The following is a 12,413-nucleotide window of genomic DNA, read 5'->3' as shown; positions in this document are numbered from 1 at the left end:
ATGACATTATACGAGGAAATCGTTAACAGACAGAAGAAAATAGCTGTCATTGGACTAGGCTATGTTGGATTGCCGATTGCAGTAGCCTTTGCTAGAAAAACAGAAGTTATCGGCTTCGATCTTAGCCAAACTAAGATTGAGGCTTACCGGAGCGGAATCGATGCAACAGGTGATGTGGGTAATGACGTGTTAAAGGAAAGTACTGCCTACTTCACAACAGATGAGCAAAAGCTTGGCGAAGCTTCTTTCTTCATCGTTGCTGTGCCAACGCCAGTTCAAGGCGGCAACGTTCCTGATTTGAAATATTTGCAAGGCGCGAGCCAAGCCGTAGGCAGGAACCTTGCCAAGGGTTCCATAGTCGTATTTGAGTCCACGGTGTATCCTGGCGTGACGGAGGAGATCTGTGTCCCCATTTTGGAGGCGGAGTCTGGACTGAACTGTGGGGTTGACTTTAAGATCGGCTATTCGCCAGAGCGAATTAATCCGGGGGATAAGGTACATCGCTTGGAAAACATCACAAAGATTGTTTCCGGCATGGATGAGGAAACGCTTGATATCGTAGCGAAGACGTACGGACTTATCATTGAAGCGGGCGTTTACCGAGCGGAGAGCATTAAGGTGGCTGAAGCCGCCAAGGTTATCGAGAACGCCCAGCGTGATATCAATATTGCATTTATGAACGAATTATCGATGCTGTTTAATAATATGGGGATTAATACGAAGGCTGTCTTGCAAGCGGCTGGCACCAAGTGGAATTTCCTTCCTTTCACTCCCGGGTTGGTAGGCGGGCATTGCATCGGCATAGATCCCTATTATCTCACTTATAAAGCAGAGGATACCGGCTATCATTCCAAAATCATTTTGGCTGGACGCCATATTAATGACGGCATGGGCAAATATGTGGCTCAGCAAATTATAAAGAAGCTCGTGAAGCAAAAGGAAAATATTAATACGGCTAAAATCGGCTTTCTCGGTCTGTCGTATAAGGAGAACAGCACGGATATCCGCAACACGAAGGTTACGGATATTATTCATGAGCTTGAGGAGTATGGCATGACTACTTTGGTTGCTGATCCAAACGTGGATAAACATCAGGTGTATGCGGAATATGGCATCGAGTTGACGGAGCTGGACGATCTTCAAGGATTGAATGTGGTCGTTGTTGCCGTTCCCCATAGCCAGTTTGTACAGATGGACGTCAAGGACTTCGATAAGCTGTTCGACAAGGGCCGGAGGAAGCTGATCATCGATGTTAAAGGGATGTACGATAAACGCGAATTCGAGCGGAACGGCTATGATTATTGGAGTCTGTAAGCGCCAGATGGGAGGGCAGCAGCCATGTTCAAGAAAGAAAAGAAAAAACCGGTAGAGGTGCTGTCTGTTCCGAAGTCGGACAGGCGCACGTTATCCAATGTGCCTGATCCGGAGAAAATCCGATTAAACGCAGACCGCAGAGCTGTTGCCAGTTTGAAAGACAGCAGTAGCAAGGAAGATACGGAGTATATGAAGAAGCTGCGTGAGCTGAGCTTGAGGTTCGAAGCGAGCTTTGACGTAAAGGTTCTGCGGAGCGGAAGAAGCAAGGGAAAGCAGGTAATGGGCAAAGCATCTGATATTTCGGCAACGGGCATGCTGGTGGAGCTTGATCCTGCAAATGTTAGCGATACGGTTAGAGAAGGCGGGAAATATCAACTAACCTTTGATATTCCTGCCGGCACGATGCCTGAGGGTTACGAATCAGCGGTGAAAATTAAGGCTGTCAGTATCAGAGCCTTTATGCGGGAAGGCGAAAGCGGACCGAAGCAGATGATTGCTTTCCAATTCGAGAAGCCTTTGTCTGAATATTTGCAGCGGAAAAGATGGGGTTATTCCGTCTATATGGCCAGCAGTCTGCTATTTGTAGCCGTGGGCATTATTATGCTGATGCGTGTAGAGAGCATCATTTATTTTAAATATAATTTTCTGCTTTATTTATACAGTATTACAGCTGCGGCATTCCTTCTGACTCGTTATTTTTTTGGAGCGCTGCACCGGGATATTCCGATTACCCGTCACTACACCCCTGGTGTGTCGATTATCATTCCCTGCTTTAATGAAGAGGAATGGATTCATCGGACGATCTTGAGTTGTATTAATCAGGATTATCCGATTGATAAGCTTGAGGTCATTGTGGTTGATGACCGCTCCAAGGACCGATCCGTGGAGCAGATCGAGAAGGTGATGGAGCTCATTAATAAAGAGTCCGAGCGCTATGCTACGCAGGACCGCCTAAAGCTTCATGTGCTAGCTGAAAATGGGGGCAAGCGCGTTGCGCTCGTCAAAGGCGTAGAGATGGCAAAGCATAATTTGGTCGTCTTTGTCGATTCGGACAGCTTTCTGGAGCCGACTGCGATCAGGCATTTGGTGCAGCCTTTCCAAGATCCGCGGATGGGCGGCGTTGCCGGACGGACGGATGTAGAGAACAAATATACAAATTCGATTACGAAGCTGCAAACTGTCCGCTACTATATTGCCTTCCGGATTATGAAGGCGGCGGAATCTTATTTTGACAGTGTAACCTGCTTGTCGGGGCCATTGTCCTGTTACCGGAAGTCCTTAATCCTAAAGCATAAGGATGCGTGGCTGAACCAGAAATTTCTTGGACAACCAGCGACGTTTGGCGATGACAGAAGCATGACTAATTTTATACTCAGAACGCATCGTACAGGCTATCAGGATACGGCAATCTGCTCGACGATCGTCCCCTCTGAAATGAATGTGTTTCTTAAGCAGCAAATGCGCTGGAAACGCTCCTGGCTGCGGGAGTCGCTGCGCGCTGGCGGTTTTATTTGGCGGAAAGAGCCGTTTATGGCTTTGTTCTTTTATATCGGGCTTGTCGTTCCGATCGCCGCTCCTGTCATCGTGCTGTACAACTTATTATATGTGCCAATCGTACACCAAGTATTTCCGAGCACCTTCTTGATGGGACTGCTTCTAATGGCGCTGCTTATGAGCTTTGCCCATCTGATATTCCGCAAGAGCAAGCTGTGGGTTTTCGGGCTCGTCTTTTGTGTGTTCTATGAGCTGGTACTATTGTGGCAGATGCCGGTAGCATGGGTTACTTTCTGGAAATCAACTTGGGGAACGAGAGAAACGCCGCAGGATATCGAGGCGAAAAATAAAAAAGCAGCAAGAAAGAACAAAAACAATAAGAATAGCGACGTGCCGCTATAATGCGTGCATGCACCTATCGCTGAAATGAAGGATGGCCGCTATGAAGAACAAGGATGAGAGTAGGGCCTTTGACTTTGAACGGAAAAACAAAAAAAAGATGACCAAAACGATCTTGCAAGCGATCATTTTGTTAATTCTCGGCTATTTTCTTTATCATGCTATTTTTGATGCCAAGCACTATACAGAGCCTGACAAAACACAATGGACCAATGATAATGGATTCATATCGCTGTCTTATTTTGGCGTGGCGCGCAAAGGCACCACAGAGCTAATTGCCAAAAAAAGATTGGATGAGCAGCTGAAGGCGTTGTATGATCATGGTTACACGACCATATCGCAGCAGGATGTTTTGGATTATTATCAAAAAGGCAAACCTTTGCCGCCCAAAGCGCTGTTTCTTTCGTTTGAGGATGGGCGTAATGATTCTAGCTTGTTTGCCCAGCCCCTTCTGGAGAAATACAATTTTAAAGCGACGATTCTATCCTATGCGAACAAAATCGGCAGCAAGGAATCAAAATTTCTGCAGCCAAAGGATATGCTTAAGATGATGAAAACCGGCTATTGGGAGCTAGGCAGCAACGGCTACCGATTGACGTATATTAATATTTTCGACAAATCAGGCAAACTGATCGGCGTGAAGGACGAGAAGGAATTTAAGGATAGGGAAAATACGAGCTATTACACCCATTATCTGATGGATTTCATCCGGGATGAGGACCATGTGCCGGTGGAGAACCGCAAGGAAATGGAAGCTCGCGTCAATGCGGATTACAAATCGATGAAGGAGCTGTACACCAACACGCTGGGCTTCGTACCTCCTGTCTATATGATTATGCATGCAAACCATTTATATGGGGGCATGAATCGGCTAGTGGAAAACGTCAATTCCGAGAATATCAAAGCGATATTCGGCATGCATTTCAACCGGGAAGGCAATATGCTTAACGGGAGCGATAAAGATTTATACGATCTGACGCGTGTGCAGCCCGCTTCGTATTGGTATACCAATCACCTGCTTATGAAAATCCGCAAGGACACCGGAGAGCAGGTTAACTTTGTGACAGGTGACAAACATCGAGCGGCCAACTTTGAATCCGTAGCGGGTGCGGCGGAGTTTGACGAAAACCGAATTGCGCTAACTTCTCTGCCGGGAGGCAAGGGCTTGCTGCTTCTGAAGGACAGCGATGCTTATAAAGATGTTAAGCTTACGGCAGAACTGGGTGGACATTCCATAGGGAATCAATCGGTGTATCTTCGATATGACCGAAAGAAGGACGCTTTTATCCGCGTATCTATTTTGGATAATGAAATTCTAATGGATCAGAAGACGGCCGGCGGCAAGGTAGAGCAGGTATTTGCGGTTAAGCTTGATGATCAGGCAGCAGCCCGTTCCAAAAAAATGGAAGTGGTCTTGAAGGGCGATAAAGCGTCGATAACGGTAGATGACCTACTGCTCGTCAGCGATCAGCAGCTTAGTGAATCTATTCAAAGCGGACAGGTTGCTCTGGAGGCGAAGGCCAGCAGCAAGAATGCGAAGGACGATATTTATGATGCGGTATTCGATAATTTGAAAATAGTAAAGATAACGGAAGATGGCAGTGAGCAAGAAAAGTTGTTCACGAATGGATATGCCGGCGTTGAAGGGGTAATCAGCAGGATCAAAAACGCGATCAATGCTTCCTTTGACTGGGCGATCGACACCTTCTAGCTTAAAAGGCAACATCATAAAGCGGGGTGCCCGGATTGAAGAGAAATCGTGGAGGCTTGATCGTAACATGCCTGATTATTTTGATTGTGGGGGCTATATTGTTATGGTTTAAGCCATGGAAGCTTGCGGAAGAACCGATAAAACCTCCCGAAGCGAAGCCGCAACCAACAGAAGCGGCCGCTGTACCTGAGCTTTCAGCCTGGCTTGCGGATTGGGAGTGGGAGACAGGACTAGCGGACTTGAAGGTAATGAAGGAAGGCCTGACGAGCTTGCAGCTGTTTGCCTCCTACTTCGGTGCGGCTGATCAGCTCCATTTTACCGAGGAGTTCGAAGAGGCTCTCCCTGAGATTTTGAAACTGTATGCTCCAGTGGAGCTCCAAAGCTTGTATTTGACGATCGTGAATGATCAATTTCAGGAAAATGGTGCTGCGATCCAAAAAAGCCCAGAGTTAATTACTCGGCTGATGGCAACAAGTGAAAGCCGGAGCAAGCATGTGGATGAGCTAGTCGCTGCGGTTGACCGACTCGGCTTCGGCGGCATGGAGATTGATTACGAGCAAATACCGGATGCGGACTGGGATAAGGTATTGCTCTTTTACTCCGAGCTGTACCAGCAATTGCAGGCAAAAGGAAAAGCGCTGCGCATCGTACTGGAGCCCAAAGTGAAGATCGAAGAGCTACAGCTGCCGGAAGGGCCGGAGTATGTGATGATGGCTTATAATCTGTATGGCTATCACAGCGGTCCGGGACCGAAGGCGGATCTTGCGTTTATTACCGGTTTGGCAGACCGCATGAAGCACCTTCCCGGCAAGCCAGCTATGGCTTTCTCAGTCGGGGGCTTTGATTGGGATGAGAATGGGAAAGTGAAGGCTCTTACCGAGAAGCAGGCAGCTCTGTTGCTAAAGGAGACGGATAGCGATTTGAAGCGGGACGATGCTAGCGGCAGCGTGTACTTTGACTATACCGCCAAGGATAAGCTCAAGCATCAGGTCTGGTACGCAGATGAGGAAACTTTGAAGCAATGGAACGATACTGCGCAGCAAGCGGGATACAGTAAGGTAGCTATCTGGCGGTTGGGTGAGCTGGAAGAGACATCGCTGGACTATTTGAAAGAATATGTGACGAGGAAATAAGTATAAAGGATTGGGCTTTTCTGGATGCGTAGAGCATACGGGAATGCCCGATTCTTTAGTACTGAAATATTCAATTGACAATGATTATCAATTGCGATTATACTTCATTTTAGTATAAAATCTGAACGAAATTCAGGAAGCAGAGGAGCAATTATAATGAGACTTAAAATGATGACTTTTTTACTTGCTTGTACAATTGTGTTTACAGGATGCAGCACGAGTGGTGAAGAAAAAAATGAAGCGGCTGCCACACAGGCACCGAGCAACACAGAAGCCGGAGCAGCAGTGTCTGAGGAAACTTGGGCACCGATTCTCGAGAGTTATCGCCAATTTACGATTGAGCAAGCCGATACCTTCATTATAGAGACGGAGAAGTTTGTTACAGCAGTCAAGGGCGGAGATGTAGAGACAGCTAAGCAGCTTTATGCGCCGACTCGCATGTATTTTGAGCGGATTGAGCCGATAGCCGATGCACTTGGCGATCTGGACCCGAACATAGATGCGCGTGAGAATGATGTGGAAGAAAAGGACTGGCGAGGATTCCATCGTATTGAGCAGTCATTGTGGGAGAAGAACAGTACCGAGGGGATGGGCGATTATGCCGACCGCCTCCTAGAGGACGTTAAGCTTCTGCGCGCACTGATGGAGACGGTAGAAGTTGAGCCAAGCTTGCTCGTTACAGGAGCGGTAGAGCTGCTTAACGAGGTATCTTCATCAAAGGTGACGGGTGAGGAAGAACGTTACTCTCATACGGATCTTTACGATTTTGCCGCTAACGTTCAAGGAGCAGATAAAATTTATCAGTTGGTTAAAGTTGAGCTGAACAAGAAGGACGCTGCTCTGGATGAACAGATCGGCAAAGGTTTTGCTGACCTAGAGGAAGCATTGTCCGTTTATAAATCGGGAGACGGTTTTGTCTCGTATTTGGATTTGAAAGAGGAAGACACGAAGAAGCTAAGCCAGCTCATTGATGCGCTTGCAGAGCCTCTTTCGCAAATGGGGACCATTTTGGAGGCGTAATGAAATGTCGGATTCTCGGGATTCGGAAGTAAATGGAGAAGGCAAGACCGGGTTGATTGAAAAGAAAATAAGCCGTAGGGATTTGCTGCGCATGGCTGGGGTTGGCGGAGCAGGACTGCTGTTAGGCGCTTCAGGAGTCGGAGGCTTGTTCGCCGCAAAGGAACGCAGCGAAGCTAAGTCGGCTTCCAAGGCGGCTTTGGCTGGCCAAGATCAAATCGTCAACTTCTATGGCGAACATCAGGCTGGCATTGTCACGCCTCCTCAGGATTTTATCGTATTTGCTGCATTTGACTTGACGGCAGGCAGTTTGGACGAGGTTCGCAAGCTGTTTCAAGCTTGGACAAAGGCTTCAGCAGCGATGGCAAGCGGAGAAATGCTGGGCAGTACGAATGATAATTTGAATTTGCCGCCTTCCGACACAGGGGAGGCCGAGGGGCTTTCGCCTTCGCGTACGACGATTACGTTTGGGGTGGGCGCTTCCTTCTTCGACAGCCGCTTTGGCTTGGCAGCAAAAAGGCCAGCCGCGCTTGCGGATTTGCCAGCTTTCGGCGGCGATGAGCTTCGCGCGGAATGGTCAGGCGGGGACATCGGTGTACAGGTTAACGCTAATGATATGCAAATTGCCTTCCATGCGATACGCAATCTTGCCCGCATTGCTAGAGGCAAGGCGGTACTGCGCTGGACGCAGGAAGGCTTCCAGCGGACGAGTGGAGCAGACCCAGCCGGTGCCACGCCGCGCAATCTGATGGGGTTTCGCGATGGTACAGGCAACCCTGACGTCAGCGATGCCGCAGAAATGAACAAGGTTGTATGGGCCGCCGCATCCGATGGAACACCCTGGATGGATCAAGGCAGCTATATGGTCGTTAGGCGGATCCGTATGCGTATTGAAGTGTGGGATCGCTCTACGCTTGGAGATCAGGAGGCAACCTTTGGGCGCCATAGGAACAGTGGGGCTCCGCTCGGGTCGAAGCAGGAATTCGATGCGATTGATCTGGCCAAGCAGGATGAGAAGGGCAAGCCGGTTATGCCGATGAATTCTCATGTCCGCTTAGCCCATGGCGATGGCTCGGTCAAAATTTTAAGAAGATCCTTCTCCTACTCAAGCGGAATGGATCATAAAACAGGTCAGCTCGATGCGGGTCTTTTGTTCATTTGCTTTAATCGGGATTCGCACAAGCAGTTTATTCCGATGCAGCAGAAGCTTGGGCAAAGCGATCTACTGAACGAATATATCGTTCATACGGGTAGCGCTCTGTTTGCATGCTTTCCTGGCGTACGTGAAGGCGGCTATATTGGTGAATCTCTGTTTTAAAATCAAGCTCTACGATGAAAGGGGCGGACGAGGATGTTCGCACAACATGGCAACGGAATGAAACGGCAATGGCTCCGTTTTATTTCCGTTTTTTTTCTGTTAATAATGATAAGTGGTGGCGGAGGGCATACGTATGCGGAAGGCGGGCAGCCGGAAGGGATCGATCGCCTGCTTCCGCTTGTAGGCGGAGCGCTTGTTGAGGCTGGACAAGGAAAATGGAAGGAAGCAGCTGTGCATGTTGAGGATGCTGCGGCCAAATGGAAACAGCTTGCACCAACGGCGTCGAAAGAGTCGGTGGCTGTCGATTCCGCGATGGCTGAAGCCATCCGAGCAATAAAGGCATCGGAGAGCGATCCGGCAGTGGCTAAGGATTCACTGTCTGCGCTCGCGAAGGCGATAAATAAATATGTGAAAAGCGTTCAAGAAGAAACACCGCAGCTTTCCGGGCAAGAAGCGGCAGAAAGCTTGCTGCCACTCGTTCAGGAGCTGCTTGAAGAGGTGCAGGCTGGACAATGGGAAAAAGCGAGTGCGGGGTACCGCGAGATGAATGCGGGTTGGCCTTCCATTGAAGCAGTGGTTAGAGCGGATAATTTCAGTGTATATGGAGGTATGGAGACTCGCATGAGCATGCTCCGCATTGCCATTCAGGCCGATCCTCCGCGTGCCGAGCAAGCAACAACGGAAGCAGAGGCGTTAATCAAGCTGATTGAGGATTACCGTGATGGTAAAATCGCAGCTGCTCCTAAGGATTCAGGCCTTACTGTTACAGATGCCGTTGATATTTTGAATCAAGCGCTTAAGGATATCCAGCTGGGACATTACCCGGAAGCAGCAGGGCAAATGGAGATATTTATTGCCCAGTGGCCTGCGATAGAAGGAACGGTGCAATTGCGCGCTCCTGCTGTTTACAGCAGTATCGAAATCCGAATGGCGGAAACTGGCGGTTATTTGCGTTCAACGCCTCCGGTAGCGGACAAGGCGGAGCAAAACATTGCTGAAATGCTGGGTCAGCTTGAACCTATGATGCAGGAGACGCGTTATACAGCTTGGGACGCGGGAATGATCCTGCTGCGGGAAGGGCTTGAAGCGATACTGGTGCTGGCGGCTTTACTGGCTTATTTGCAGCGAACGGGGAATCATGACAAGCGCAAATGGATTTGGTCCGGCGTGTGGGCAGGCCTCCTGTTAAGTGGTGTAATGGCGGTAGTGCTGACGTATGCGATCGCGCAGGTAGCTGCTGGAAGTGCTAGGGAATCGATTGAAGGGCTAGCGGGCTTATTATCGGTTGCTTTAATGTTAACGGTCGGCAACTGGCTGCACAACAAGTCCAATATGAACAACTGGAACAGCTATATTAATGAGCGAATGGGCAGCGCGCTTGCCAAGGGTAGTCTATGGTCGTTATTCGCGGTGTCGGGACTAGCGATTTTCCGTGAGGGAGCGGAGACGACGATTTTTTATGTGGGGATGGCGCCGTTCATTGATCCCCTCCAGCTGGCGTTAGGTTTTGGCGTTACGTTTATTTTGCTGCTTGCGCTGGGCTTTGCCATCATCAAATTCAGTGCGAAGCTGCCTGTGCGGCCCTTTTTTCTGGTCGCATCTGCACTTATCTATTATCTGGTTATCCGGTTCCTTGGCGAGAGCATCCACTCTTTGCAGGTTTCTGGATGGGTATCCTCGCATACTACGGCTGGTATGCCGACCATCGGAGCGTTAGGTGTATATCCGACTTGGGAGAGCACGCTTCCGCAACTAGCAGTTCTTGTGTTTATTTTAGTTAAAGTAACTTTGACCCAACTGCGTAAATCCGATCAGGCAGGCAGAAGATAGGCGAACTGATCGAGTTTGTGGTATGATTTTGCAAAAAGGGAGGGATCGGCGTGAAGAGTCAAGGAATATTGATATCCGCCTTAGTATTCGCGCTTCTCATCGCGATATTTGCTGTTATTAATGTCGATTCTGTAGAGGTGAATTTCCTCTTTACGAAGACGACACTGCCGCTTATTCTCGTCATTCTGGCATCGACGCTGCTGGGAGGCTTGACCGTAGGACTGCTGGGCATGATTCGTCAAATTCGCCTGAAAAGAACGGTCAAAGCTTTGGAGAAGCAGCTTTCTGAATTAACGGTTGAAGCTGAGCGGCTGGGCTTGACCAAGGCTATGCTGCGTACTGAGCCGACCGAAGCAGAAGCAGTGCCAAAAACAGAATAACTGATACCAAGATCGCGGGGCCAATCATGTATATTTATACGTACGCAAGCCATGAGGAGGAAGCTGCTTTGTGTCAGCTGGAGCTGCAGATCCTCTTCGGAGAGCAGGCTCGAGGTGGCGTAGTTTGCAGCTCTATTAAGCTATCCGTGGACCGAAGTCCATTTATCAAGCGGCGTATTGCGGCAGAGCTGCAAGCTGACAGCTTTGAGGAGCTTCTTCTCAAGCTTCCCCATATTGAGCTCGATGGAAAGACGTTCAAGGTGCTGTATACGAGCGGCGACGATTCTTTCAATTACGATGAGCGGAGACAACTGGAGCGTGCTGCAGGCGCAGTGATCCGAGGAACCGCGGATATGCGCAGGGCTGAACGGCTGTTTGGATTAATGAAGCTGAATGGGCGCTGGTATTTCGGGAAAGCGGCCGAGAACAACGCACTATGGCTCAAGCACCAGAGCAAACCGCAAAATTATTCGACAGCGCTGCCCACGCGAGCCGCTCGGGCGATCGTTAATTTAGCGGCAGGCAGTGAAATAAGCTCCCAGCGGCTCATTGATCCTTGCTGCGGGATGGGAACTGTTTTAATTGAAGCTCTATCGATGGGCATCGATATCGAAGGGATGGATCTCAATCCGCTCGCTGTAAAGGGAGCCAGAGTCAATCTTGCTCATTTTGGTTATCCTGATCGGGTTCGGCTTGGCGATATGAGGCTGCTCAAGGAGAACTACGATACCGCTATCGTGGATATGCCTTATAATCTATGCTCCGTTCTGCCCGAATCAGAGCAGCTTCTCATGCTGGAGAGCCTAAGAAAATATGCAAAACGGGCGGTCATTGTTACGACTCAGCCAATCGAGCGGCAGCTGGAGTTGGCCTCTTGGTACTTAAAGAAAAGCACAACCCTGAGTAAAGCCTCTTTTACCAGATATATAAGTGTAGTAGAATAAGACTATGTAGTGCATGAAGCGAGGTGAACCTATGTCTACAATCGATCAAAACGAATCTGCAGAGCAGCCGAAAAAGCTATCTCAAGCAGAGAAAGCGAAGCAATTGCTCGCTCAGAAGAAGCAAAACAAAGCTGGCGGAGCTCCCGGCCAAACGCACCTATCTACGGGGACGCAGGCACTGAAAAGCCAAAACACGAAGAAGGTCAATAATCAGCGTAAAAAAATGGGTGTATAGCTGCTGGAGCCGCTTAATTGCGGCACAGTAAGAGCAACAAAGGAGAGCGCCGGCTGGCAACAGCCGTGCGCTCTTCTTTTTGGTGCTTCCAGATAAACACTCAATTGGGTAGCTTAGAATAAGCACAAACGCAATAGCGAATGGTGAGTAAAACAGGTTTTTGTGGAGCGGTAATCCAACAAGTTATAAGGATACTTGGCGAATGGTTCATGATATTTTGAGAAGGAAGCTCCAAAAGTGGCTATGGTATGGACGATGCTCGCATTTCCGGTGAACCGCATGTCGCGGTTATATCGACATTTGAAAAATGATTACCCGAGAGTAAAGGCTGTCTATTACTTTGATGTAAATAATATTACAGCTTATAATAAAGCACGGCAGGTGAATGACTATTCTTTAACCAACGAGCTTGAACTACTGGAAGCTTACCGTAGAGTAACGGCGTCCGGGTACTTTCTAAGCAAGCTAGATAAAACTTCAGAAGCTTCAAACCAGAAGGTGGAGCAGCGATTTACTTACCGAGGCGGTCTGTTTGAGGAGAATGGGGTCATCTATGTAGACTCAATTATCGTGAGATAAACGCCTTGCCTCTGAGGAAGACTGTCAAGGGTCTTGGATATCAGGTAAATCTACACGGG

The 12,413-nt window shown here is 48.8% G+C and carries 11 protein-coding genes; all 11 read left to right on the top strand.

The genetic code is table 11. The annotated features are described in order from the left end of the window. Positions 1–1,314 carry a nucleotide sugar dehydrogenase gene (locus E0496_RS14915; protein WP_141502598.1) on the top strand — a complete coding sequence of 438 codons (1,314 nt, stop codon included), beginning with the start codon at positions 1–3 and terminating at the stop codon, positions 1,312–1,314. Positions 1,315–1,338: 24 nt separating this feature from the next. Continuing rightward, positions 1,339–3,210 (top strand): glycosyltransferase family 2 protein, encoded by a 1,872-nt coding sequence (locus E0496_RS14910; RefSeq protein WP_141502597.1) that lies wholly within the window; start codon positions 1,339–1,341, stop codon positions 3,208–3,210. 40 nt (positions 3,211–3,250) lie between these two features. Next, entirely contained in the window at positions 3,251–4,918 is a 1,668-nt protein-coding gene (locus E0496_RS14905) for a polysaccharide deacetylase family protein (RefSeq protein ID WP_141502596.1), read from the top strand. A 35-nt stretch (positions 4,919–4,953) separates the two neighbouring features. Beyond that, a complete protein-coding gene (locus E0496_RS14900; protein WP_241674814.1) occupies positions 4,954–6,051 on the top strand; it encodes a glycosyl hydrolase family 18 protein in 1,098 nt (365 codons plus the stop codon). A gap of 150 nt (positions 6,052–6,201) precedes the next feature. Then, a complete protein-coding gene (efeO, locus tag E0496_RS14895) occupies positions 6,202–7,071 on the top strand; it encodes an iron uptake system protein EfeO (RefSeq protein ID WP_421923956.1) in 870 nt (289 codons plus the stop codon). A 4-nt stretch (positions 7,072–7,075) separates the two neighbouring features. Next, entirely contained in the window at positions 7,076–8,386 is a 1,311-nt protein-coding gene (gene efeB, locus E0496_RS14890; RefSeq protein ID WP_141502594.1) for an iron uptake transporter deferrochelatase/peroxidase subunit, read from the top strand. Positions 8,387–8,419: 33 nt separating this feature from the next. After that, positions 8,420–10,216: an FTR1 family iron permease gene (locus tag E0496_RS14885; protein ID WP_141502593.1), complete on the top strand. Its 1,797-nt coding sequence runs from the start codon at positions 8,420–8,422 to the stop codon at positions 10,214–10,216. Between the two features lie 50 nt (positions 10,217–10,266). After that, on the top strand, positions 10,267–10,596 hold the full coding sequence (locus E0496_RS14880; RefSeq protein ID WP_241674813.1) for a LapA family protein: 330 nt from the start codon (positions 10,267–10,269) through the stop codon (positions 10,594–10,596). A 26-nt stretch (positions 10,597–10,622) separates the two neighbouring features. Then, entirely contained in the window at positions 10,623–11,540 is a 918-nt protein-coding gene (locus tag E0496_RS14875) for a TRM11 family SAM-dependent methyltransferase (protein WP_141502591.1), read from the top strand. 31 nt (positions 11,541–11,571) lie between these two features. After that, positions 11,572–11,775, top strand: coding sequence for a hypothetical protein (locus tag E0496_RS14870; RefSeq protein ID WP_175598062.1), 204 nt, complete (start codon positions 11,572–11,574; stop codon positions 11,773–11,775). A gap of 237 nt (positions 11,776–12,012) precedes the next feature. After that, positions 12,013–12,354: a hypothetical protein gene (locus E0496_RS14865; protein ID WP_141502589.1), complete on the top strand. Its 342-nt coding sequence runs from the start codon at positions 12,013–12,015 to the stop codon at positions 12,352–12,354. The last annotated feature ends 59 nt before the right edge of the window (positions 12,355–12,413 follow it).

Source organism: Paenibacillus luteus, from assembly GCF_006542765.1.
GTDB classification, from domain to species: domain Bacteria; phylum Bacillota; class Bacilli; order Paenibacillales; family Paenibacillaceae; genus Pristimantibacillus; species Pristimantibacillus luteus.
The sequence above is the reverse complement of the archived record's forward strand: the minus strand, read 5'-3'. Positions and strand labels throughout refer to the sequence as shown.